This is a genomic window from Mesorhizobium calcicola (assembly GCF_042682105.1).
GTDB lineage: Bacteria > Pseudomonadota > Alphaproteobacteria > Rhizobiales > Rhizobiaceae > Mesorhizobium > Mesorhizobium calcicola.
Genome location: NZ_JBHUGY010000057.1, coordinates 50,865 through 74,709 on the forward strand (window position 1 = coordinate 50,865; position 23,845 = coordinate 74,709).

The following is a 23,845-nucleotide window of genomic DNA, read 5'->3' on the forward strand; positions in this document are numbered from 1 at the left end:
ACCTCAATCTGAGTGACCTATGCTCAAGCGATGCAACATCTCAGTTCGTTGACCGCCAAGCCCCCGCATGGATATTCCGATAAAGAACTCGATGCCTTTGTCAGGTTGGTTGTTTCGGAGGGCGAAGTTTCCCACTATGGGCTGCTTGAACACATTAAAAGCGCGCGGGGCCTAGTCATGCTCTATGACGGTAAGAAGCTGGTCGGAACTGCAGCGATTAAAAATCCAGAGCCGGACTATCGAACCGCCGTCTTTGCCAAGTCGAAATCAAATGCTGACGCCGCCGCCTACCCAGTCGAACTAGGGTATGTGGTCGTCGCAGAAAGCCATCGCCGTCATAAATTGGGCTGGCGTCTCGTCGACGCGGCGCTGTCATTCGCAAGCGGATCAGCCGTGTTCGCTACAACACGCAGCAATAATGCCGCCATGCGACGAATCTTGCCGGCTCGCGGTTTCACGGCCAATGGGTCTCCCTACCCGTCCACTGAACATCCCGGTCAGGAAATTCATCTGTTCCTACGTGGGTAAGCGCCCTGAGGACCGAACCTGGCCCTATAACCCGAGCACGCGCTCTTGTTCGACTTGCGGCAGAAAGCTTAGGATCCCTCGAGGAACGACTGCAGCGCCAACCGCGCCGATCCGCCGGTAACGTGCAGAGCCCACGAGGCAGCATGGCTAACCCCTCGCCCCTCATGCAACTGTCGTGGCTGACTGATAGGGTGAGCAAATGGTCAAATTTCAGCCCGATGGCTGGCGCACGTCACACCGAGAATCGTCACCGACGACGTCAGGGGCTTGGTCGAATTTCTCAAAACCGTATTCGACGCGACCGGCGAGTACCGGACTGGGGCGCCGGCAGAGAGAAGATTGGCGACCCTATCGTGATGGTCAGCGGCGATGGCGAACGCGAAGCAATGCCGGCTTTCCTCTATGTGTATGTAGAAGACGCTGACGAAACGTACCGGCGTGCTATCGGTGCGGGCGGAGAGTCGATTGAGGAACCCAAGGACACGCCCTTATGGCGACCGACGACCGACGAGCGATGATGCGGGATGCGTGGGGGAATAGATGGCAGATCGCGACACATCGGGAAGACTTGTCAGTCAACGAAATTTGAGAATACATGCGCGGATACTGACTTGTTCCGGTTGGGATGAGTCCCCGTCCAACCGCTCCGCCCTAGCGTGTTAACGCTAATCAGAGGCACGGACACATCAATCTTCTTTAGCGGACTTTTTCAAACCGGCCAGCATCATCGTCCAATTTTTCTTGAGTTCGGCCTTGGTCTTTTCGTCAACCTTGGCAGCAGGACCCATGTTGATCTGCCCCACGTCACCCTTGTCTTCTTCCCGTCCGAGTCGAGCGCAGCGGAAATCGATCTAGCTCGGATCACTCCTGGCCTTAAAGCGTGCTGCCTCTTCCGAACCGCGGGTGGCGTCGCCGGCGCTGTAGGAATGTGCACCGGCGCCGGCGAGCTTGCCGCCATCGACGATCAGATATTCCTCACGGATCGGCCGGCCTTCGAACCAGCATTCGAGAATTTCGCGGGTGCCCGCGGCGTAGCGCGCCTGGGCGGAGAGCGACGATCCTGAAATGTGCGGCGTCATGCCGTGATGCGGCATCGATCGCCACGGATGATCCTTGGGAGCCGGCTGCGGGAACCAGACGTCGCCGGCATAGCCAGCGAGTTGGCCACTCTCCAGCGCGCGGGCGATGGCGTCACGATTGCAGATCTTGCCGCGCGCCGTGTTCACCAGATAGGCGCCGCGTTTCATCCTGGCGATCATCGTCTCGTCAAAGAGGTTTTCCGTCTCGGGATGCAGAGGTGCATTGATGGTGACCACGTCGCAGACGCCGACCATGGATGCGGGGTCCTTGTGGAAGGTGACGCCAAGCTCTTTCTCGACCACCTCAGGCAGGCGGTGGCGATCGGTGTAGTGCAACTTGACGTCGAACGGCTTCAGCCGGCGCAACACCGCGCTGCCGATCCGGCCGGCACCGACGGTTCCGATCTGCATTCCCTCGATATCGTAGGAGCGTGCGACGCAGTCGGCGATATTCCAGCCGCCTTTCACGACCCACTGGTAGGACGGGATGTAGTTGCGCACGAGCCCCAGGATCATCATGACCACATGCTCGGACACGCTGATCGAATTGCAGTAAGTCACCTCGGCGACCGTGATGCCGCGGTCCATGGCGGCCTGAAGATCGACATGATCGGATCCGATGCCGGCGGTGATCGCAAGCTTCAGTCTGCTTGCCTTGGCTATGCGTTCTTCGGTCAGGTATGCCGGCCAGAACGGCTGCGAGATGACGATTTCAGCGCCGACGAGTTCGCGTTCGAAAACGCTGTCGGGACCGTCCTTGTCCGCAGTCACAACCAGGCTGTGCCCGGCGCTTTCGATAAATCTCCTGAGGCCGAGTTCGCCCGACACGCTGCCGAGCAGAACCCCCGGTTCAAAGTCGATGGCCTTCGGCGTGGGAAGTGTCTGGCCGCCGGGATAGCGGTCGAGCTTTGGCAGGCCGTCCCGCGCATATTTTGTCGGATAACCGTCGACCGGATCGTCATAGAGGACGCAAACGACCTTTGCCATTGTGTATCTCCCTTCGTCTGACAACGAAGAGGAAAACGCTCTGTTGTTAACGCTGCCGGCCAACGATGGTCGGCACGGCGATGCTCTGTTGAATTGCTGGTGGGGAGCAGACTCATCTGCCGGCGCTTCCTCATTCGGAAAGTTGTGCGCTATTGCGTATTACATGGAAGACCCGGGCATGGTTTCAAGTGCTGCGGGCGGCACTGGTGCAGCGTTCGAGTTCCTTTATTTCAGACCGCGCGCACGCTCTGCTGACAACAAATGCTTGATGCGGACACTTCAGAATTGCCGAGGTTGGGCACCGTGCATCATGATCACTGACAGGCTCCGACTTCGCAGGCCTCAAGGGCTTCTGCATCCCCTCAAAGATTGCAAACAACCTGTTATTCAGCGCTTATCAAGCAGAGGAATCTCGCATCGCTTGCCGCTCAGACGGTATTGCCAAGCCAGTTCGCAACGCTCACCGATGTCACACCTGGAAATGGCGAAAGTGACGAGACAGACAGGCAGCTTATGCAAGTCCTGATCAAGTTCGAGTTGCGGACGCACTAGAGCACGTCCCGCGATCAATGAATCGATTGTGATGTGACGTCGGGCTTCGCGGGTGATTCAACATCCACTTTGATGAGGTGGATGATGGGAAGAGCACTGAGCGACGATCTTCGATCGCGGGTCTTGAAGGCTTCGGACGCGGGCATGTCTGCCCGGCAGGCGGCGGCGCGGTTCGGCGTCGGCATATCGAGTGCAATCCGGTGGATCGCACGGGCGAAGATCGGCGAGCGGACGCCGCGGCCGCAAGGCCGTCGACGCGCGTCCAGCCTCGATGCGCATAAAGCCTTCATCGTGGGGTTGATCGATGAGCGCAAGGACATCACGCTGAACGAGATGGTAGAGCGGCTGGCGGTCGAGCGATCGGCTCGGATCAGTCGCAGCGCCTTAAGCGCCTGGCTTGGCCGGCACGGCTGGACGTTCAAAAAAAGTCCGCACATGCACTGGAGCAGGATCGTCCCGACATCCTGAAGCGCCGTCGTGCGTGGTTCGACGGCCAACTCGACCTCGATCCGGCAAAGCTGGTGTTCATCGATGAAACTGGACTATCGACCAAGATGGCCCGGCTGCGGGGCCGTGCGCCATGCGGTGAGCGTTGCCGGGCGGGCGTGCCGCACGGCCATTGGAAAACCACCACCTTCACCGGCGCACTGCGGCTGACGGGCATGACCGCCCCGTTCGTCTATGACGGCGCCATGAACGGCAACGTATTCCTGGCCTATGTCGAGCAGGTGCTGGTCCCGACCCTGTCGGAGGGCGACATCGTCGTGATGGACAACCTTCCCGCCCACAAGGCCGCCGGCGTTCGCGATGCAATCGAGACGACCGGCGCGAGGCTCATGTTCCTGCCGCCCTACAGCCCCGACTTCAATCCGATCGAAAACGCCTTCTCAAAACTCAAGGCTCTTATGCGGGCCAAAGCCGAGAGGACAATCACAGCCCTGTGGACCGCCGTCGGATCGCTCGTCGACCTCTTCACCCCAGCCGAATGCCAGAACTACTTCAAGGCCGCAGGTTATGACCCAGATTAAACCGGACGTGCTCTAGCCAGCGCTACAAGGCTAGCCTTTCCACAATGCGGGCCGTTTGTTGCCTTTTTACAGAAAATACGAAAACGCCGCTCGACCGGAAGGGAGCGGCGTTTACCAAGTGTGGTGTCCTACCCTAGACGAAACCCCGATTTGGTCGGGGCCGTCGGACTTGAACCGACGTTTCCAGCTTGTTCGCTATCAGTCTATAGGTGGTGTTTTCCTGTCGTCCTTGCAAGCGCCATCGGCGCAGCTTTGCAGGGTGTGCAAGGATAGTCGGAGTCGATACAATTGCATCCGAATTCCGTAATTGAACGACCGCTGCTTTCCGGCTTCCGTGACGCGCACACTCGCTGGTTCTGCCGTCAGCAATGTCATGAATCGACCTGTCGCGTTCGACGCGGCTCGGAACGCCGATGATGCAACGATATCCTGACTCGCCGTAACGGCAGACGCTGGCCCTGTCGCCTAACTGCTCCGTCACTGTTTTCAGTGGAGCGCAAGCCCGCGCCGAAAAATACTAGAAGCCCCGCCCCTGCGGGGTTTTTCGTTGGGGGAAGCGTTGCGGCGACATCGACGGGTGATCCGCAGGAGAGGGAGCAGCGCCAGAGATCAGCGATGCGGCTTGGTCGGCACAAGACGACGGCAGGCCAACCTCACCAAGCCACTCGTCGTAGTGATGGTTTAGGGCCAACAACAACTCGTCTGGATGATCCATGCCGCTTTGGAACAACTCGATGATTTGACGGCCAAGACGTTCCCTGGCCGGATCGCCCGCTGCTATCCCGGCCTGACGGCAATAATCATCGACCACTGTGGCCAGTATTGAAAGCTGCTTTGAGTCCGCTGAGTCATTGAACGTCATTATCGCTTCTCCCTTTGTTGGGCGAAAGCGTGGTGGTCTCTTCCACTCGCCGGCTTGCCGGGAAGGTGCAGGCGACCATCGATATATAGTGTGCCGGTTTGGTACATACGACTCAACTCGTTGGCAGCCTTCATGACGATGAAGGCCGGACTGTTGATCAGGTCGTGCGCCCTGAGCAGACGATAGACCGAAGACTAATCGACGCTCGCCGCCGCCGGTATCGGCGTCATGAAGTTCGAGCGGGAATACTTCACCATGCCCTCGACCTTGCCCTTGTCGTTCCCCTTGGCGGGAGCGCACTAGCCGAAGAAGCTCTTTAATCAGTGATCCCACAATATCTCCTGGAGCATTTCCTCGACCGAGTACGGCGAAATTCCAAGTTCTCCAAATCCCGGCATCTCCGGCGATGACACGTTGTCGACCTGCATCAGTTCCACTTGATTCCGAGTGACAGGCGGGCTCGGGAGCATTTCGGCGAACCAAGCCAGCGCGTGCCAAGCGGCAAATGGGATTGGAATCAGTTTGGGCTTAAGACCGGCTTCGTGCGCAACGGCTCTGAGAAATTCCTTGTAAGAGTAGACGCGAGGACCGCCGCACTCGTACGTGATCGCATGCGTCTCCGTCCCCTGCAGCGCTCTTGCGGTCGCCTCTGCCACATCGCCCACATAGGCCGGCTGCAATCTCGTCAGGCCGCGACCGAACATCGGATAGATTGGAAGCCGGCGGAGAAGTTTGAGGACAATGGTGAGAAACGCGTCATCCGGCCCGAACATCACCGCCGGGCGGATGATAGTGGCGTCAGCAAACGCGGCACGCACCACCAGTTCGCCTTCGCCACGCTTACGGATGTAGAGCGACGGCGAGGCAACATCGGAGCCGATTCCTGAAATGTGAGCGAGCCGTTCGACGCCAGCTCGGTGTGCTTGGGCTGCAACCCGCCGGGCTGACTCGACATGCACGGAATGAAAGGTCTCCTGTCCCTGTTCGACATAAAGACTGACCGCATTTACAACACCGTAAGCACCAGCAAGTGCATCGGCGATCGCCCGCTCATCGTGGATATTGGCTTCGACCGATTGAAGTTGCGGATCATCAGAACCAAACAGCCTCTTGGCCCGTTCCGGATGTCTTGATGCGATCCGAACAAAAAACTCACCATCGCGGAGATGCCGAACAACGCGGCGGCCGAGAAACCCGGTTCCACCGAACACGGTGACGACGCGATGGTTCATGGCAGCCATGGCTTAGACTTTGTCAGCTCTTGTCGGCCGTCTCGACCCGGCGGTTCAGGTCACGTGGGCGGCACGCCTACTGACCACTATCTATCACCTGGGCTACCTCGTACAGATTGGGATCGATCTCGTCCGTCAACTGATCGAAATGACCCCACTCCTTCCGGAATTCCGGCGATTGATGAGCCGATCGCAAGAGATCGCGATTCTGCCATTGGACGTAGTTGACGATGCGCCGCCCGTCGAGGCTGCGATGCAGGCTGATTGAGATGAAGCCAGGCTGGCGCGCCATAAAGCGCGCCCGCTCGGTCATGACGGACAATGCCTCGGCCTGCTTGTCCGGTTCAGAATCGACGATGGTGATTTGGGTGACGGGTTGGTTGTCGGTTCGGATCTTTGTCATGGAAACCTCGCTAGATTGGCGATGGATTTGCCGTGTCACTGCTGGCGGTCGACGGGCCGGCCCGAGCGATCGAGCACCCGATCGATCTTGCTCGCCATGATGAAATCGTTCTCGTGCAGCCCTTTGATCTTCTTGGTGCTCAGGGAAACCGTCACATAGCCCCAGCCGAAGCTGATGTCGGGGTGATGGCCTTCGGTTTCGGCGAGTTCACCTATCTCCTGAACAAGGGTGAGCGCGTCCCGGAAATTGCGGCATCGAAAGCTCCGTTGGATGCGGTGGGCATCGTCACCCAGCTCCCAATCTGGAGCCTGTGCCTGGAAGCGTTGGGCTTCATCACGCGTGAGCGGCGGGACGCCGCCGCGACAAGGCGTACATGTTTTCTCGGCAAGAGTGTCGGTCATGTTCTTGTCTCCAAGACCATTTTTAGCAGCAAAAACGACAGCGACGAGCGCCTATCGATCGATCTCCCCGAACACGATGTCAAGCGAACCGATGATCGCCGAGAAATCGGCTCGCATGTGCCCGCGTCGCTGGCCTTCCGGCGTCCTGGCTATAGTTTCAGGCGCCGCTCAGTAGTCCATTCCGCCCATTCCGCCCATACCTCCTGCGCCACCCATAGCGGGCGCATCCTTCTGCGGAATGTCCGCGATCATTGCTTCAGCGGTGATCAGGAGCGCGGCAATCGAGCCGGCATCCTGCAGGGCCGTCCGAACGACCTTGGCGGGGTCGACGATACCGGCCTTGATCATGTCGACGTAGAGTTCGGTCTGAGCATCGAAACCTTGATTGTGATCCTTGCTGTCCATCAGCTTTCCAACGACGATCGAGCCTTCGACGCCGGAATTCTCGGCGATCTGGCGGATCGGCGCCTCGAGCGCCCTCAGCACGATCGAAATGCCGGCCGTCACATCGGCATTAGCTCCCGTCAGCCCGTTAAGCGCCGACCTGGCGCGCAGCAGCGCCACGCCACCACCCGGAACGATGCCTTCTTCCACCGCCGCACGCGTGGCGTTCAGCGCGTCGTCGATGCGGTCCTTCTTTTCTTTGACTTCCGTCTCGGTCGCGCCGCCGACGCGAATGACGGCAACGCCGCCAGCCAGCTTCGCCAGCCGCTCCTGGAGTTTCTCCTTGTCGTAGTCGGAGGTGGTTTCCTCGATCTGCAACTTGATCTGCTGGACACGCGCCTGGATGGTGGCTTTTTCGCCGGCGCCGTCGATGATCGTGGTCGTGTCCTTTTCGATCAGCACGCGCTTGGCCCGCCCGAGCATGTCGATGGTGACGTTCTCGAGCTTGATGCCGAGGTCTTCGGAAATCATCTGGCCGGCGGTGAGCACCGCAATGTCTTCCAGCATGGCCTTGCGACGGTCGCCGAAGCCCGGCGCCTTGACGGCCGCGACCTTCAGGCCGCCGCGCAGCTTGTTGACCACAAGGGTCGCCAGCGCTTCGCCTTCGACGTCCTCGGAGATGATCAGCAGCGGCTTGCCGCTTTGCACCACGGCTTCAAGGATCGGCAGCATCGCCTGCAGATTTCCGAGTTTCTTCTCGTGAATGAGGATGTAAGGGTCCTCCAGCTCGACGCGCATCTTCTCGGCATTGGTGACGAAATAGGGAGAAAGATAGCCACGGTCGAATTGCATGCCTTCGACGACGTCGAGTTCGGTGTCGGCGGTCTTGGCCTCCTCGACGGTGATCACGCCGTCATTGCCGACCTTGTCCATCGCCTTGGCGATCATGGCACCGACCGACGCGTCGCCATTGGCGGCGATCGTGCCAACCTGGCCGATCTCGTCCGAAGATTTGACTTTCCTGGCCCGGGCTTGAACGTCCTTCACCACGGCAGCCACAGCAAGATCGATGCCGCGCTTGAGGTCCATCGGGTTCATGCCCGCGGCAACGAATTTGGCGCCCTCGCGCAGGATGGAAGCGGCCAGCACCGTGGCGGTGGTGGTGCCGTCACCGGCAAGGTCGTTGGTCTTCGAGGCCACTTCGCGCACCATTTGCGCGCCCATGTTCTCGAACTTGTCGGAAAGCTCGATTTCCTTAGCGACGGCGACCCCGTCCTTGGTGATGCGCGGCGCGCCATAGGCGCGGTCAATGATGACATTGCGGCCTTTGGGGCCGAGCGTCACCTTCACAGCATTGTTGAGGATCTCGACACCGCGCAGCATGCGGTCACGGGCATCGGTGGAGAATTTGATTTCCTTGGCAGACATGATCTTACGTCCAGTTCAGTCTAGAAATTAGGAGAGCGCAAATCGCCCGGTCAGGCGGCTTTCTTGCCCGCTTTGGTCTTCTCGACGATGCCCATAATGTCGCTCTCCTTCATGATCAGGAGATCCTCGCCGTCGATCTTGACCTCGGTGCCGGACCATTTGCCGAACAGGATGAGATCGCCGGCCTTGACGTCGAGCGGGATCAGCTTGCCGCTCTCGTCACGTGAGCCTGGGCCGACGGCGATCACTTCGCCTTCCTGGGGCTTTTCCTTGGCGGTGTCGGGAATGATGATTCCGCCCTTGGATTTGGTATCGCCTTCCGCGCGCCGAATGACGACGCGGTCGTGGAGTGGTCGGAATTTCATTGGGGTTCTTTCTGCCGCCGCACATAGAGCGACTGCAACACTTAACATAGCCCCTTTGGCACTCGAATGATAGGAGTGCCAAATTTTCCAGGCTTGCCTGGCGACGCGTCGGCGCGTTCATTCACCTGCCGGCAATCGCCCTGCAGAGTTCGGCGCAACAGATGGTGCAGCTCAGCCCAGCAGACCTTGCCGCCGCTCTCGAAAAGGACCTTGGATAATCATGACGGCACCATCCCTCATGCAACGCAGCCTTCCCGCGTGGGGAGCGCTTGCCTGCGCTGCGGCGGCGGCTTTCCATGCGAGCCGCTTCAAAAATGATGCTGCGAAACGGCGCCGGCTTTATCCGACGAACGCCTCACGCATCCGAGCGAACATGCCGGGCTGTCTCCCTGCAATCGCCGCACGGATGTGACGGGCGGCCGTTGCGGCGTTCACCGTCGCGCCGAAATGGCAATAGCAGATGATCTCATGCAATTGCCTGTCGGTCAGTTCGAAGAACCGCTTCGCTTCGCCGTAGTTGTCGTTTTCCAACCCGGCGGCGCGCAGGACAGGATCCTCGAAAGCGATCGAAATCGGCGTGTCGTGGCCGCGCATGATCGCGCGCGCATTAGCCGGCTGGTACTCAGTCTGAGGCAGCGTCGAGAGGCGCCGGTCAGGGTTCCGTTCGAGGAGCTCCGCCCAGCGTTCAAGACGTTCGCTGCGCGACATGGTCTGGCGCGGGTAGGCCTGATCGATCTCGGCGACGATCTGCAGTTGCTCGATCGTTTGGTGCTTCATGTTGGCCTCCTATTCGGACGATAGTTGGTCCACCCATATCCTTCTTATGCCTGCAGCCAGCGTGACTCCAACGGATCGTGAAGTCCAATCACGATGATGCCTGGAGGGCTTCGTTCACGCAGATGTGGAGGCTTCGCAAAGATCCGGCCATAATTTGGCGAACGCGGTCAAATGCGCGGCTGTTCGACGATGTCGGTCCGGAGTCCGTGCCGATCGATGGGCAGAGTCTGTACTGGAGTGCCCCGGCTCCATTGCTGGCCGGGGCAGAGGGATCAAGGGAGTGGCAGTTTAGCTTCGAAACCGCCGAAGGCCGGGCCGATGCGAGTTCTCCGCCCGGTCGTTGGGGCCCTTGTGGCTCCAGTGTACGACTTCCGGCATGACCTGGCGCCTGGCTACTCCGTAGGATCGCAGTTTGTCCGTGTCGAAACCATTATCGAAGTTACCCGGCCCGATGGCGGAGTGTTGCGGATTGCGCTCGATCCAAGAACCGGTCCGTCCAACAAGTTGAGCGGAAGCCATCTCAAAAACGGTCCAGGCTGTGCGTCGTCAGGATGGTAGCCGAACCAGCGAAACAGCCAATCAGGGGTCCCTTCCTTCGACCTTTAGAGATGAGCGACCCATTTGCCCTCTGGTAGGCAAACAGGCTGGATAAGGGTCTTTGAGAAGCGCGCACTACGACCGCGCCGGCATGATCGCCAGCGGCTGCGACCGGCGGCTGCAGGCGTGCTCGACGAGTTAGCGTTGCGCCATGGATGTCAAAAGATCGGCGATGCCATCTAGCGGCCGTGTGATCGATGCGGCGCGCGTTATCCTGATCTTCCAGCACAGCTCCGCGCAGTTGCACCCCTCATTAGACCGTTTCGAGCCGACTGAACCGAACTGGGATGAGTTTCCGAGTCTTGAGTTGCCCTGCCGCGACCTTGTCGATGATAGTCAGCAACTGTACTTTTTCAGATCCCACAGGCAGAACCATGCGCCCCCCTGGCTTGAGCTGCTCAAGCAAAGCCGGCGGCGTCGGCTCAGCCGCCACCGTGATCAGGATCTTGTCGAATGGGGCGTGCTCAGGCCAGCCGCGAGACCCGTCTCCGACACGAATGCCGACATTGGAGGTGCCGAGGCCCTGCAGGAGAGCCTCGGCATCGCTTGCGAATTCCTCGATGATTTCGACGCTCCAAACCTGCGAGGCGAGTTCCGCGAGGATTGCGGTTTGGTAGCCCAGGCCGGTGCCGATCTCGAGCACTGCCTCGTGCGGTTGGGGAGCAAGGAGATCGGTCATGAGAGCGACGATGAAGGGCTGCGAGACGGTCTTATCGAAGCCGATCGGCAGCGGCATGTCCTGGTAGGCATAAGGCGCGACCACGGCTGGAACGAAGAGATGCCGTGGCACCCGCCGCATCGCTGCCATCACCCGCTCATCGAGCGTCGCCTTGCCGAGTTCTTCGCTTGCAAGGTCGGCATGGATTGCAATCACCTCGACCATGTGCCTGCGTAGAACCGCGAGGTGCTCTTCGTTCATCGGCTTCATGACGGTGGGCGTTCCTCAACCAGTCTGCTGCCTGATAGCCTTATAACCTGTTCGTCTTGTCACAGTAACCATGTCGTCGAGAACGCGCTTCGGTTGGGGCGGGTTGTACCGCCCTGCTATTTCGTCGCCGTCCTTGTTGCTCTCCCGTTCCTCGCACCGGGGGGTGGAACGGCGTGCGCATCAGAAGCTCGCCAGCCAGGCGACAACATCGATATTGCGGATTGCCAGCCAGTTGAGCACCAATGGGCCGAAGGCCAAAACGACGCCGAACCCTGCGCTGGCGCTCACCGGCTCCTTCCCGTGCTGATCGTGCGTGATCTGGTGATTGACGATGACCGAACCTGGGCGAGCCAGCAGCGCTATTTGCGCTGCAGGCGAGGCGAGGGCGAACGCCGGCACAGCCGGCGCGGCGCTTCCGTTGCATTTACGCCGCCTCCGGACCCTCACTACGGCGCTGGTTGGATGCGCGTTCCGGCCTCCGCTTCCGCCGAGGCCAGCAGCAGCGGCTCATTTCTCGAGCTTCCACGAACAACCGGAATAAAGCTAAAAATCGCGACTCGGTCCGTAGTCGCCGATTGGCGCGACATGCGAGACCAAGCCGGTCTCGGGCGACCAGGCGTGGAGCGCAAAGCCCGGAGGCTCGAGGATAAATCGGATGGGCTGGCCCGGGCGAAGATCAAGCGCCAGCTGATGCGCCACTCCGGGCACAACGAAGCCGACCGTGCCGGCCCAGTGACGGGTGATGGGGCGATGGTGATGGCCGGCGACCACGCATTCAATTTCAGGATGGCTTTCGACAAGCCCCGCGAATGCGCTGTCGGTTCGGCACATCGTCGCGTCCATCCCGCTGACACCGGTAACGAAGGGTGGGTGATGCATGAAGACCAGCGTCGGGCGACCGTCGCCTTCAGCGAGACGATCGGCAAACCAAGCCGCTCGTGCGGCGCAGATAGCACCGCCGACCTTTCCCGGCACCACCGTGTCGAGGCCGATGAGCCGAACTGGAAAATCCTCGACAACGTAATGCAGAAAATCCTCAGCTTGGCGCAGATAGGGATAGGCCGCGGCGAGGCCGTCGCGCATCGTCTCGCGCCGGTCGTGATTGCCCGGAATGACGAATACCGGCATTGCCAGACGGGACAGGATATCAACCACGAGAGCGTACTCGTCCAGGCCCCCGCTATCGGCAAGATCGCCCGTGACGAGGACGCAATCGGGAACAGGGTCCAGGGCAGCGATCGTGGCAATGGCGCGCCGCGTCATGGCATTGGTGTCGATGCCAGCATATACCATTTGGCCAACGGGATGGACATAGAAGTCGCTAATCTGCGCAACGAGCATGGAAAGAAGTCCAAGTGGAGGGATAACCGGGGGCCGGTTGGCGCCCGTGCGGTGAATGGAGTGGCGCCGATGCGGATCGGTACCTTACCTGCTCCGAAGCCGTGAGCTTTCGGAGCCCTGCTATCTCATCGGAGCCTGAGTTTCCTGGCAAGGCGTTCGGCCCATCCTCGGGGGGAGACCGGTAATTTTGCTGGGGTAAATTCCGCCCCTTGATCGAGGTAATCCATTCGATCGTCGCGTCCATGACGAAAACGACCGTGTTGGATCGGACCTTGCTGCCAATCCCTGTAGACACTATCCCAGCAAAATTACCGGTCTCACGATTTACATGTCCAAGGCAACAGCTCCGAGGCACGGCTTTCACCATTGGGCACATCTGTGGCAGCCGAGGGCCACAACTAAGGGATACTCTTTGTTGCCATCAAGATGATCCTCCTTTGAGCAAACGGGAACGGAAAGATCATGCGCATGCTGACGACAATCGCCGTCCTTTTGGCACTCGGCGTGGCGTCGCCAGTTTACGCTCAATCCCCGGGCGCGCAACTTCCCCCAGATGTAACCCAGGCTCCGCCAACTTTGTGTGACCAGGCTTCACGAGCGTAGCGGTCATCGACATCGAGGATTTGCCTCCGGAAATTAGATCGGAGGTCGATGCCGTGATTACCCAAACGAGCTCGGAAGAGTAGTATATCCTGCAAAGTTCGATCGATGTGACGCCACCTGCCGTGTCGGTGTCGGCAGCGGTCGGGCTGGATTCGTCGCATGTGGTCGCTGCCAACATCGGTGACGATGGCCCAGACGACGACTTGATTTGATCGTCGGTCAGGCGCCGCACTTTGCATCGGGCATTCGAGATCGACTGCGAACTACGAGGCCGGAAGGATCGCCATGGCCGAGGCCGCAATTCGCAACTTCACCATCAATTTCGGACCGCAGCATCCGGCCGCGCATGGTGTCTTGCGGCTCGTGCTTGAACTCGATGGCGAGGTCGTCAAGCGCGTCGATCCGCATATCGGCCTGCTCCATCGCGGGACCGAGAAGCTCATAGAGCACAAGAACTATCTGCAGGCCCTGCCCTATTTCGACCGGCTCGACTACGTCGCGCCGATGAATCAGGAGCATGCATTCTGCCTCGCCGCCGAGAAGCTGCTCGAAATATCGGTTCCCAGGCGCGGACAGCTCATCCGTGTCCTTTTTTGCGAAATCGGCCGGCTTCTGTCACACCTTCTCAATGTGACGACGCAAGCCATGGATATCGGCGCGCTGACCCCGCCGCTCTGGGGTTTTGCCGAGCGCGAGAAGCTGATGGTCTTCTACGAGCGCGCTTCCGGCGCCCGCATGCACGCGAATTATTTCCGGGTCGGCGGCGTGCATCAGGATCTGCCTCCGAAGCTTCTGGACGACATCTGGGATTTCTGTGACCCGTTCCTCAAGGTCTGCGACAATCTCGAAGTGCTGCTCACAGACAACCGCATCTTCAAGCAACGCAACGTCGATATCGGCGTGATCGGTCTTGACGATGCCTGGGCTTGGGGCTTCTCCGGCGTGATGGTACGCGGATCGGGCGCGGCCTGGGATTTGCGCAAGGCGCAGCCATATGAATGTTACCCCGAAATGGATTTCGACATTCCCATCGGCAAGAACGGGGACTGCTATGACCGCTATCTCGTCCGCATGGAGGAAATGCGCCAGTCTGTACGGATCATGAAGCAATGCCTGGAAAAATTACGATCGCCGGAAGGCCGGGGCCCGGTCGCACTTCCAAATCAAAAGATCACGCCACCGTCGCGTGCCGAGATGAAACGCTCGATGGAAGCGACGATCCATCATTTCAAACTTTACACGGAAGGGCATCACGTGCCCGCCGGAGAGGTATACGCTGCGGTCGAAGCACCGAAGGGTGAGTTCGGCGTTTATCTGATTTCCGATGGCAGCAATGTTCCGTACCGGTGCAAGATCCGAGCACCCTCCTTCGCCCATCTGCAGGCAATGGATTTCTTGTGTCGGGGCCACATGATCGCCGATGTCTCCGCGATCATTGGTTCGCTCGACATCGTGTTCGGAGAGATCGATCGTTAAGCCGAGTTGCACATCTCGGCTGCTGGAAGATAGGCCTACAATCGCAGGATCATCCGTGGTTTATCGAAGTCGCGCAAAAAAAGGCCTGCCGGAGTGGGTCTCTGGCCTGCTGCCGGTTCAGTGGACAGGCAGCAGGCCAAGTTGACCCTACCCAGCCGTCAGGGAATGACAAATCCGAAAAGAACGGCTCGCCCTTTCACGACAATCGATTTGCGAGTCATCTCCGCGAAGGAACCAAGCCTGTGCCGTGTCGTTGCTTCATCCAAGGGACATGATGATGACTGACGAACAAGGCAAAGTGCCTAGAAGGCCGGACGATTCTGTCGCGCGCCGTTTAGTCAATGAAACCGGCATTACCGAAGATCAAGCCCGCGAGCTTATCGCCTTCTTGGGTGCGCATAGCTGGGCCTCGCTATTGAGGGAAGCCCGCATTATGTCAGCCCGAAAACGGTAGCGGGTCTAATCGCCGCCGGGCTTAACATCTTGATCCTGTAAAGGAACATTTTCGTCGGACGAGAATTCAGGTCAGTCAGCCAAAGGAGGCTTTCATGACCCAACGACGCGTCGACAAGGAACGGATTGAGCGCGCTGATCGCGAATCGAAATTGATGATCGAGGCTGAGCGCCTGGCGAGAGATACCAAGACGGCGCGGCTGCGAGAGCAGCGCCTTTTTGTGGAAGCATCTGCAGAGAAGCCCGCTCCGGTCAAACGTCAGCGAGGCGCCGCAAGAAGCCGGGTCGGAAAATCATCGAGGTCGAGTGACCCCCTTCCCTGGCTAGTTCGTCTGCAACTCGAACTTGACCACGACTTGCATAAGGTGGCTGCCGGTCTCGTCACGAACTTTGAACGTCAACTCTCGGTAGGGGTGACGGCATCAAAGCTCTTTAGTTCAGTCCCTTCGGTGTCTGGGTAGTCCTTGCCGGTATCAGAGAAGTCGAAGAAATAGAAGGCCATCCCCATCAATTCGCAGCCCGCTCAAAAGTTCATTGTACCGGTTTAACGAAGGCGGGTCTGTCAAATGCCCGCTGACGATGCTGTGGGCTCAAAAGTGGCCCGTAATGGGTCAATAGGTTTGGCATCGCATTTGCACTGACAGATATGGGGATGGGGTGAGGTCCAGTCGCTTCGCAAATGGGGCGGCGGGCCTTCGATGTGCAGCGAAGCCGCGCTAGCTGCCCCCTGCTTTGCTGAATACAACCGTGCCGTCGTCTTTGCGAACTTCCACCGCCACGATACCGGACTTTCGATCTGGAAAGATCGACAGCGCGTAGTCCCGTGCCGCTTTCTCGGCATCAAATGGCGTCTTCTCCACGATGCCCTTTTTCCCGTACCAAATCACCGTGTAGGCCACCGCTCCACGCTCCCTTTACAGGCGCTTTGATCTTGCTGGCCAGCAATTCAACGGGTGCGTCCAGCCCCTTGACGGCAGTGTGAAGGGCAGCAGTAGCCGCCGCCAGATGGTCTTCAGGTTTGCCATTGTCGTTCGCTAGATCGGTGCGTTGAGGCAGCGACATGAGCGAACTATGCGCCTTGTCGTGTCGTTGGTCTATGGATGGAGACGAAACGAGATCGCGCCACTGGGCATGACGCGAACATACATGCCGTCGCGATCGGCAACCTTGTAGATTTTGTCATTTGGTTTCAATGCCTTGAGGGCGGCGTCCGTCAGCATTCTCACCTCTTCCTGAAAAGTACCGTCAGCACATTTTCGAGGAGTCGTGAGAGAAAAACACTTTTGTTTTCAATAACTTAAAACAAAAAAAATACCGTCACGAACCTCATTTGCCGTGACGGGTTACACTTTGAAAATCTGCTCGCCTTTATCACCGGGGCCGTGCCTTCTCTACTACACGGAGCTGTCAGGGCAATTTACTCCCTAGCTCCTGCCTCATATTCCCGGTCAGGTCAGAAAAAACTTAGACAAATTAATGAAAATTAGGGACACGTCAGAAGAACCCCAAGATAAAAAAACCTTCGGCCCACCCGATTTCGTTTTTAATTTAAAAGGGCCATCTCGGGGGGGCTTGGGTATGGGGGGGGGGGGTGCAACTGGTGTTAAGGCCAGGGTGTTTCAGCTTGTATTATGCGTCCCCTCGTTCGTCGCGTAAGCAATGCCGGAAGGAAGGATTTAATTTTTATAATTTATTTTGTTTTTTTCAGTGGTACGTTTTTAATTTCTAAGACACTTACACTGCTTCGCGCCCGGACCCCTCCCGTATTTTCCGGCGTGCGTGATTTTTGCTTATTAGTGCTAAACCATAGCTGATGGAAATAAAAAAAAAAAAAAAATTCTACCTTATTTTTCCGCCAACTGTCTGCGCGACTGTGCCCGGTCCGCTATTCCCCGTAGATGCCATCGTCGATGGTTGGATACGACAATATTCCATTCTCGATTTTTCGCCTTTCCCCCGCCCACTCTCCGTGTCTTCCGTTTTGTATTTTTGTCTCTTCCTTTTATGTCCTTTCCGCGGTTTTAGTGCGGTGACTGGCAGCCATCGGTAACCGCTCCCGTTTTTTTTAGATTAATTTTTTTAGACGACTTCCATAAAACCCCGACCGCGAGTTTGATGCCGCGCGGAAAACCTCGGTGAATGAATTTTGCGGAGTGGCGGCCGGCGCACCCAGGACGCCATGTTCGTGTGTAGGTGGTTATAAAATCGCCCCCGTCATGCCCCCCCACGTTTCCATCGACCGCGATGGTCGGAACGGCGCGCGCCGCCCCCCTCACGCGTCCCCGCTGCGCCTGCCTCTCCGCTAGGGCCGTCGCAATGGCTGGTTGCAGGCTGTACCGCCCAGTGGGGCGGGTGGCAGAGGGAGCGCAGTACATGTGAGAACTTCTGTAGGTGATTCGTACATTATATGCGCCGCCCCCCATCAACTTGTTTCGCCCCCCATTCCCACCCCGCCCGACGAGTCCTCCTTTGCACCTCACCGGTGCCCAAAAAAATAGCCCTTCTTCCCAACAGCAACACACGTTGTCATCTGAGTTATCGGTGCGGCCTTTGTGCCCGATCTCAGCTTCTTTTTCCTACTCTCCGTCCTCCTCCGGTTCGTTTTTTGTGGCTGTTTGAGATTCCCCCTGCGATTCGCATGACAACGTGTGTTGCTTTTCCGGGCAGACCGTCGGCGGACCTGGGCGACGTGGCCCGCAACCTTACGAGTTCTTCTGCGCCCCACCCTGCGCGCTTCACCCTTTCGTGTGCCTCTCTTCCCGACGGGATGGACGGCGGATTTCTACCACTACGACATGGGTTCCTGGGTGCGGCCGCCACCGCATCATCAACGAGGTACGCCGCAGGCATCAACCGCGTTCGTCTCACGACGTCACCTCAGAGCCGCGGGCACAATCGAGTGGGAATGATTCAGGCCTACGCAAACGCCGCCGAAATGCACGTCGTGGTACGATTCTTACGAGCGCACTGAAAGAAACAGAAATAAATCCTTCCGATCACCTATGGCGATGGCTATCGTGGCATGAGTTTGGTTGTCTGACGGTCTATCTGACGGAGCTAGGGAGTATTGCCCGAGCGATTTTTCAATAGTACCGTCACGCCGTAATAGAGGTTCGTGACGGTAATTTTTTTGTTTTAAGTTATTGACTAATAGAAAACAAAATAGTGTTTTTCTCTGCGAGCGACTCCTCGAAAATGTGCTGACTGGTGGTAGCTTTCAGAAGAGTTTGGTGAGAATGCTGAGCGTGGACGCGCGCGCGCCTCAAGGTTCATTGAAACGCTAGAATGACAAAATCGTATCATGGTTTCCGATCTCGGCGACTGGCATGTATGTCGCGTCTATGCCCAGTGGCCTGGCTCAGATCTCGTTTCGTCTACGCATCGCATAGACACCAACGACACGACAAGTGCGCATAGGTTCGCTGGCATGTCGCTAACCTGCCTCGAACGCACCAGCTCTAGCGATACGTACAATGGCAAAACCTGAAGACCATCTGCGGCGGCGGCTACTGCTGTCTCACCAACTGCGCGTCAAGGGCTGGACAGCACCTCGTTGAATGTCTAGGCGCCAGGCAAGACATCAAGCGTCCTGTAAAGGGAGCGTGGAGCGTGGCACCCTACTACCTCGCGTGATTTGGTTTACTGCGGGAAAAGGGGCATGTCAGTCGTGGTAGAAGCACGCCATTTGATGCCGAGTGAAAGCTGGCACGCGAAGCTACGCGCTGTCGTATGCTTCAAACAAAGATTGTCGATAAGTCGCGGTATCGTGGCGTGGATAGTTCGTCAAGTGACGACGGCACGGTTAGGTATTCAGCATAAGCAGGGGCAGCGCCTAGCGTTGCGCGGCTGTCGCTGCACAATTCGAAGGGCCGGCGTCTTCGGACGCCCTTATTTGTCGAATGACGACTTGACTCACCCGGGCATCTCCCCATATCTCGTCAGTGCAAATGCGATGCGCCATACTCTATTGACGCCATTATACGGGCCATCTTTTTGAGCGCCGACAGGCATCGTCAGCGGGCATTTGACAGGATGCTGGCCGCTTCGTTGAATCGCCGTACAGTACTTTTGTAGCGGCTGCGAATTGATGGGGATGGTGGCCTTCTATTTCTTCAGACTTCTCTGATACCGCAAGGACTACTACGCCGAGACACCTGAGAGAAGGACTGAACGATAAGAGCTTGTGATGCCGTCACACCCTACCGTTCGAGTATAGTTGACTGGTCAAAGTTCGTGTGGACGAGACCGGCAGCCTCCACCTTATGCAAGTCGTGGTCAAGTTGCGAGTTTCTTTTGCAGGTTACGAACTAGCCAGGGCATAGGGGAGTCACTCGACTCTCGATGATTTTCCGACCCGGCTTCTTGCGGCGCCTCTCGCTGAGACGTTGACAGGGGCGCGAGCCGGGCTTCGTCTGCAGGTATGCTTCTCGCAGCAAAATAAAGGCGCCTGCGCTCGCTCGCAGCCTGCGCGTCTGGTATGCATCTCGCCTAGTTGTCGCTCAGCCTCGAGTCATCAATTGCGATTGGCGCGATCTAGCGGGCGCTCAAGTCGCGTTCCGTGTCGACGCGTCCGTTGGCGTCATGACAGCGGCTCCTTTGGCTGACTGACGCGCATGATTCTCGTCCGATCGGAAAACATGTGTCCTTACAGGATGCCAGATGTTTAAGAGTCGTGCGCGGCGGCGCATCTACGACGCCGCTACGTTTTCTCGGGCGGACCTATTATGCGGGCTTCCTCTCAATAGCGAGGGCCCAGTCTATCGCGCACCCAAGAAGGCGTATAAGCTCGTCGCCGGGGCTGGATCTTCGCGTAATGCCGGTTTGTTTCATCATGTACGTAAACGGCAGCGCGCACGCGTAATCGCTCCGGCCTCTGAGGGGTCATCTTTGCCATTGTTGCGTGTCAGTCATCATCATGTCGCCTGTTGTGATGAAGAGCAACGACCACGCACAGAGCTTGCGTTCTGCTCTCGCAGTGAGTATGACACTCGCAAATCGATTGTCGTGAAGCTTTTGAAAGGGCGTAGCCGATTCTTTTCGGTATTTGTCATTACCTCTGACGCTGTGGTAGGGCTAGCACTTGGCCTCGCTGGCTGTCTGTCCAGGCTGAAGGCGGCGGCAGCAGGGGCGCGAGAGACCCACTGCCGGCAGGCCGCCTCTGTTTTTGTTGTTTGTTTTTTCTGCGCGCACTTCGATAAACACGGATGTGATCTCGCGATTCTGTAGGGACCTATCTTGCGCAGCAGCTGTCGAGATTGTGCAGACTCGGCTTAAGGGCGATCGGAAAAAATTCCCTATCTCAGAACTCGCACATGGTCGAGCGAGAAGGTACCAATGATTCTTCGCGGAGACATCGCGCGATCATGTGGCCGGTCTGTACACGCAAGAAACCATCGCATTGCAGCTGCAGTACCTGGGCGAGCGGAGGGTGTCTCGGATTGGGTCTGCATATCCGGTACGGAAACGAGAGACATTGCTGCCGCGTATCGGAAATTGCAGATGTATGAAACCGCCGAACAGTCATTCGCCTGTTCGTGTGCTTCGACTCCGCAGCGTATATCGCTCTCCGGCATGCGGGCACACGTGATGCACTTCGCGTGTAAAGTGTGAAATGTATGAATCGTTCGCTTCGCATCCGAGCGTTTCTCACTCTCGGCACGCGAACCTGGTGGCTGTGGATCTTTTGATTGGGAAGTGCGACGCGGGCCCCGCCTTCCGGCGATCGTGTACTTCTCTTTGTCGTTTTTTCCCGTTACTTTTCCATGGGCTTATTGCTTCATGATGGCCGTAGTGCAGACTGGCGCATTCCTCCATGCGGTGTAGCGATGATAGCGGTGCATAGCAGTTCCTTGCTGTGCTTTTATCTGAGCGTGTCTTGCCGATGGCGTAATAGTCGAAATCCATTGCGGCGGTAACATTGCTTTATGGCTGCGCTGGTCGCAAATCCCTAGCCGCGTCCCGCCTTATCCGCGCGTAGCCATCACACGCCCGGAGAGAAGAAGCCCGGCATGCGGATGGGCTATCGTCTCAAGACGGAGATCCACGCCGATGATGCGACGTGCGTGGTCTATGAAGAGGCGTTGTCTGTGAGGACAGCACTTAACGAGATTGTCGCAGCAGTACGCGACTGTCGGACGTGGTGCACAGTAAATCCCTTAGATGTCGTCCAGAAGCTTCGGACGGCAGATCCTGATGCAGTCATGCCGCCGACGGCCGGAAATAATTCTTCAGAGGCGTGCGTGCATGGGGCGCGCCGCCGGTAAAGCAGGCGCCTCGTCGTAGAAGACCATCAGCGTCGTCAAGCGCGCTCTTTGGTCAAAAAGCGCAGCAGACCGGCGGGTGTCAGCTGCTGCCAGAGTGATCGCTATGGGCTGCGGCGTCAGCACTTGAGAAGGTGTGACAGAGATGCCGGCCGATCTTCAGTCGCAAAAAAGGAGGACGACGGATGAGCTGTCGCGCGGCGGGTGAAGCGCTGATATTTGTTTCGAGCAGCGTTCTCGGCGCGCGCGGGCGCGAGCAGTAATGCATGTCTCGCTGATTCATCGTAAGCGCGACGTAGTCGTGAGTCGCGGTCGAAATAGGGCTGTTAGGGCCTGCATGGTATAGTTCTTTGTGGCTGCTGATGAGTCTTCTCGGTGCCGGCGCGTATGGAGCATGGGCCTCGATGTGGATGCGGATCGTACGCGCTTGCCGACGGCATCGCCATTCGAGTCAAGTCACCGGAGCCGTGGGTCAAGACAGCTATGCTGCGCTCGAGGTATGCTGCGGTCCCTGCGAAATTGATGGTGTGAAGTTGCGATTGCGCTGCTCGCCTCGATGGGCGATCCCTTCCGGCATCCGTAGTCGCTTTAGCTCAGATGCTCTGAAGTCGCGCGCGAGTGCTAAAGTGCTGGCGCCTGACGCTGACGATCACAATCGAAGGACATCAAGTCGTCGTGCTGCGGCCATCGCTCACCGATGTTGGCACGGCGACCACATGCGACGAATCGCAAGGCTTCCGACGCGTGGCGGCTGCCGACACCGACACGGCCAGGTCGGGCGTCACTATCCTGATCGACTCTGGTTAGCAGGATATACTACTCTCCGAGCTCGTATGGTACATGCATCGGCGATCGACGGGCTCTTCGTATCTACATTTCGCGCGATGGCATAATGAGCTCGATGTCGATGACGCTACGCTCAAGTGAGCTGGTCACAGCAAAAGTTGTGGCGGAGTGTCCTGGTTACATCTGGGGGAAGTTGAGCGGCCCCGGGGATTGTGAGCGTAACGGGCGACAGCATCACGCCCCAAAAGAGTTTCGCCAAGGACGCGATTGTCGTCGAGCATGCGCATGATCTTTGCCGTGTCTCCGTTTGCCTCAAAGTTGGAGGATGCATGCGGTGATGCATACAAAGAGTATCCTTAGTTGTGGCCCTCGCCGCTGGCCACAGTATGTGCGCAATGGTGGAAAGCTGCTGTGCTGGACGTGTTGCCGTTGACGTACTGTAAAGTCGTGTGATCGGTAATTTTGCTGTGTGAGTGTATTTCTACAGTGAGATTGGCTCCAGGCAAGGTCGATCCTAACACCTGGTCGTTCGTCATGGACGCGACGACTTCGAATAGGATTACCCAGACCTCGTCGATGCGGAAGGGGCGGATTTACACGCCAGCAAAATTACCGGTCCTCTCCGCCCGAGTGATGTTTGCGGACTGCCTTGCCGACTGCAGGCTCCAGATGAGAGATAGCTATGGGCTCCGCGAAAGCTGCACGGCTCGGGTAGCAGTGTAAGGTAAGCGCGATCCGCATCGGCAGCCACGCCAGTTCACCGCTCATCGGGCGCTCAGACCGGCCGCCCGGTTATATCCTCTACCACGTTTGGACTTGGCTCCATGCTCGTCTGCGCGAGATTATGCGTAGCTTCTTATGGCCAGTGTCCCGTTGGCCTAATATGGTATATGCTGGCATCAGACACGCAAGCCATGCCTATGACGCGGCAGCGCGCATTGCAGCTGATCGCTCCTGGACGCCTGTTCCCATACATAGAAGTATGCGATTGGCTCCTGCGTCACGGGCCGATCTTGCCGATAGCGGGGGCTGGGCCTGGACGCGATAGTTAGCGCTACTCGGTGGTGATATCCATGTCCCGTTTGCGCAATGCCTGGTATGTCGTCATTGCCGCGCAAATCACGACCGGCGCGCGAGAGCGTATGCGGCGAGCGGCCTCGCCGCGGGTCCTGATCCCTATCTGCGCCAAGTCTGAGGATTTTCCTGCATTACGTTGTGCGAGGTATTTCCGATGTTCGGCTGGCTATCGCCTACGACACGCGGTGTGCCGGAGAAGGTCGGCGCGTGCTATCCTGTGCGCCTGCACAGTGAGCGGCTGCGTTGCCGCTTATCTGTCTCGCTGAGGGCGGACGGTCGCCCGACTGCTGTCTTCATG

The 23,845-nt window shown here is 58.1% G+C and carries 16 protein-coding genes and 3 pseudogenes; 5 read left to right on the forward strand and 14 right to left on the reverse strand.

Features of this window, described 5'->3' with window-relative positions; translation table 11 throughout:
* The first annotated feature begins 12 nt into the window (after nt 1–12).
* Together ACFSQT_RS31495 and ACFSQT_RS31500 are read left to right on the forward strand one after the other, a co-directional pair.
* On the forward strand, nt 13–528 hold the full coding sequence (locus ACFSQT_RS31495) for a GNAT family N-acetyltransferase (protein WP_379025461.1): 516 nt from the start codon (nt 13–15) through the stop codon (nt 526–528).
* A 143-nt stretch (nt 529–671) separates the two neighbouring features.
* The gene (locus ACFSQT_RS31500; protein WP_379025463.1) at nt 672–1,046 is read left to right on the forward strand and encodes a VOC family protein; all 375 of its coding nucleotides are present in this window, start codon (nt 672–674) and stop codon (nt 1,044–1,046) included.
* A 333-nt stretch (nt 1,047–1,379) separates the two neighbouring features.
* Here ACFSQT_RS31500 and ACFSQT_RS31505 read toward each other — a convergent pair whose 3' ends face one another.
* Nucleotides 1,380–2,594, reverse strand: a complete 1,215-nt coding sequence (locus ACFSQT_RS31505) for an NAD-dependent formate dehydrogenase (protein WP_379025465.1) — start codon at nt 2,592–2,594, stop codon at nt 1,380–1,382.
* 636 nt (nt 2,595–3,230) lie between these two features.
* Between ACFSQT_RS31505 and ACFSQT_RS31510 the strand changes: the two genes are divergently transcribed.
* A protein-coding gene (locus ACFSQT_RS31510; RefSeq protein WP_379018015.1) for an IS630 family transposase occupies nt 3,231–4,174 on the forward strand; the annotation gives its coding sequence in 2 pieces (ribosomal slippage) (nt 3,231–3,567 and nt 3,567–4,174; 945 coding nt in all).
* 517 nt (nt 4,175–4,691) lie between these two features.
* Here ACFSQT_RS31510 and ACFSQT_RS31515 read toward each other — a convergent pair.
* The 11 genes and pseudogenes from ACFSQT_RS31515 to ACFSQT_RS31560 all read right to left on the reverse strand — a co-directional run bounded on the left by ACFSQT_RS31515 (nt 4,692) and on the right by ACFSQT_RS31560 (nt 12,892).
* Entirely contained in the window at nt 4,692–5,036 is a 345-nt protein-coding gene (locus ACFSQT_RS31515) for a hypothetical protein (protein WP_379025467.1), read from the reverse strand.
* Between the two features lie 320 nt (nt 5,037–5,356).
* Entirely contained in the window at nt 5,357–6,277 is a 921-nt protein-coding gene (locus tag ACFSQT_RS31520; protein ID WP_379025469.1) for a complex I NDUFA9 subunit family protein, read from the reverse strand.
* Nucleotides 6,278–6,344: 67 nt separating this feature from the next.
* Complete coding sequence (locus ACFSQT_RS31525) at nt 6,345–6,671, reverse strand: antibiotic biosynthesis monooxygenase family protein (protein ID WP_379025471.1); 327 nt, start codon at nt 6,669–6,671, stop codon at nt 6,345–6,347.
* Between the two features lie 35 nt (nt 6,672–6,706).
* Complete coding sequence (locus tag ACFSQT_RS31530; protein ID WP_136621984.1) at nt 6,707–7,072, reverse strand: 4a-hydroxytetrahydrobiopterin dehydratase; 366 nt, start codon at nt 7,070–7,072, stop codon at nt 6,707–6,709.
* 51 nt (nt 7,073–7,123) lie between these two features.
* Nucleotides 7,124–7,198 (reverse strand): annotated as a pseudogene (locus tag ACFSQT_RS39860) (NADH-quinone oxidoreductase subunit D-related protein); the annotation flags it as partial.
* A 42-nt stretch (nt 7,199–7,240) separates the two neighbouring features.
* Nucleotides 7,241–8,884: a chaperonin GroEL gene (gene groL / locus ACFSQT_RS31535; protein ID WP_379025473.1), complete on the reverse strand. Its 1,644-nt coding sequence runs from the start codon at nt 8,882–8,884 to the stop codon at nt 7,241–7,243.
* A gap of 50 nt (nt 8,885–8,934) precedes the next feature.
* Nucleotides 8,935–9,249 (reverse strand): co-chaperone GroES, encoded by a 315-nt coding sequence (locus ACFSQT_RS31540; protein ID WP_095199210.1) that lies wholly within the window; start codon nt 9,247–9,249, stop codon nt 8,935–8,937.
* A 339-nt stretch (nt 9,250–9,588) separates the two neighbouring features.
* Nucleotides 9,589–10,026, reverse strand: a complete 438-nt coding sequence (locus ACFSQT_RS31545) for a hypothetical protein (RefSeq protein WP_136621987.1) — start codon at nt 10,024–10,026, stop codon at nt 9,589–9,591.
* Nucleotides 10,027–10,320: 294 nt separating this feature from the next.
* Nucleotides 10,321–10,446 (reverse strand): annotated as a pseudogene (locus ACFSQT_RS31550) (IS6 family transposase); the annotation flags it as partial.
* Between the two features lie 430 nt (nt 10,447–10,876).
* Nucleotides 10,877–11,551 (reverse strand): protein-L-isoaspartate(D-aspartate) O-methyltransferase, encoded by a 675-nt coding sequence (locus ACFSQT_RS31555; RefSeq protein ID WP_379025476.1) that lies wholly within the window; start codon nt 11,549–11,551, stop codon nt 10,877–10,879.
* A gap of 543 nt (nt 11,552–12,094) precedes the next feature.
* A complete protein-coding gene (locus ACFSQT_RS31560) occupies nt 12,095–12,892 on the reverse strand; it encodes a phosphodiesterase (RefSeq protein WP_379025478.1) in 798 nt (265 codons plus the stop codon).
* Nucleotides 12,893–13,780: 888 nt separating this feature from the next.
* Here ACFSQT_RS31560 and ACFSQT_RS31565 point away from each other — a divergent pair.
* Nucleotides 13,781–14,971, forward strand: coding sequence for an NADH-quinone oxidoreductase subunit D (locus tag ACFSQT_RS31565; RefSeq protein WP_379025480.1), 1,191 nt, complete (start codon nt 13,781–13,783; stop codon nt 14,969–14,971).
* Between the two features lie 548 nt (nt 14,972–15,519).
* Nucleotides 15,520–15,885, forward strand: a complete 366-nt coding sequence (locus ACFSQT_RS31570) for a hypothetical protein (protein WP_379025482.1) — start codon at nt 15,520–15,522, stop codon at nt 15,883–15,885.
* A gap of 255 nt (nt 15,886–16,140) precedes the next feature.
* On the opposite strand, the gene ACFSQT_RS31575 is transcribed toward ACFSQT_RS31570, so the two are convergent.
* Both ACFSQT_RS31575 and ACFSQT_RS31580 read right to left on the reverse strand, forming a co-directional pair.
* Nucleotides 16,141–16,323, reverse strand: coding sequence for a hypothetical protein (locus tag ACFSQT_RS31575; protein ID WP_379025484.1), 183 nt, complete (start codon nt 16,321–16,323; stop codon nt 16,141–16,143).
* A 204-nt stretch (nt 16,324–16,527) separates the two neighbouring features.
* Nucleotides 16,528–16,644, reverse strand: a pseudogene (locus tag ACFSQT_RS31580) (Arm DNA-binding domain-containing protein); the annotation flags it as partial.
* Between the last annotated feature and the right edge of the window lie 7,201 nt (nt 16,645–23,845).

Bases quoted from the DNA above. Each gene is read 5' to 3' on its own strand.
- ACFSQT_RS31525 (WP_379025471.1), bottom strand. From the start codon at position 6,671: ATGACAAAGATCCGAACCGACAACCAACCCGTCACCCAAATCACCATC.
- ACFSQT_RS31570 (WP_379025482.1), top strand. From the start codon at position 15,520: ATGACCCAACGACGCGTCGACAAGGAACGGATTGAGCGCGCTGATCGC.
- ACFSQT_RS31565 (WP_379025480.1), top strand. From the start codon at position 13,781: ATGGCCGAGGCCGCAATTCGCAACTTCACCATCAATTTCGGACCGCAG.
- ACFSQT_RS31560 (WP_379025478.1), bottom strand. From the start codon at position 12,892: ATGCTCGTTGCGCAGATTAGCGACTTCTATGTCCATCCCGTTGGCCAA.
- ACFSQT_RS31505 (WP_379025465.1), bottom strand. From the start codon at position 2,594: ATGGCAAAGGTCGTTTGCGTCCTCTATGACGATCCGGTCGACGGTTAT.
- groL (WP_379025473.1), bottom strand. From the start codon at position 8,884: ATGTCTGCCAAGGAAATCAAATTCTCCACCGATGCCCGTGACCGCATG.
- ACFSQT_RS31545 (WP_136621987.1), bottom strand. From the start codon at position 10,026: ATGAAGCACCAAACGATCGAGCAACTGCAGATCGTCGCCGAGATCGAT.
- ACFSQT_RS31555 (WP_379025476.1), bottom strand. From the start codon at position 11,551: ATGAAGCCGATGAACGAAGAGCACCTCGCGGTTCTACGCAGGCACATG.
- ACFSQT_RS31515 (WP_379025467.1), bottom strand. From the start codon at position 5,036: ATGACGTTCAATGACTCAGCGGACTCAAAGCAGCTTTCAATACTGGCC.
- ACFSQT_RS31540 (WP_095199210.1), bottom strand. From the start codon at position 9,249: ATGAAATTCCGACCACTCCACGACCGCGTCGTCATTCGGCGCGCGGAA.
- ACFSQT_RS31530 (WP_136621984.1), bottom strand. From the start codon at position 7,072: ATGACCGACACTCTTGCCGAGAAAACATGTACGCCTTGTCGCGGCGGC.
- ACFSQT_RS31500 (WP_379025463.1), top strand. From the start codon at position 672: ATGGCTAACCCCTCGCCCCTCATGCAACTGTCGTGGCTGACTGATAGG.
- ACFSQT_RS31520 (WP_379025469.1), bottom strand. From the start codon at position 6,277: ATGGCTGCCATGAACCATCGCGTCGTCACCGTGTTCGGTGGAACCGGG.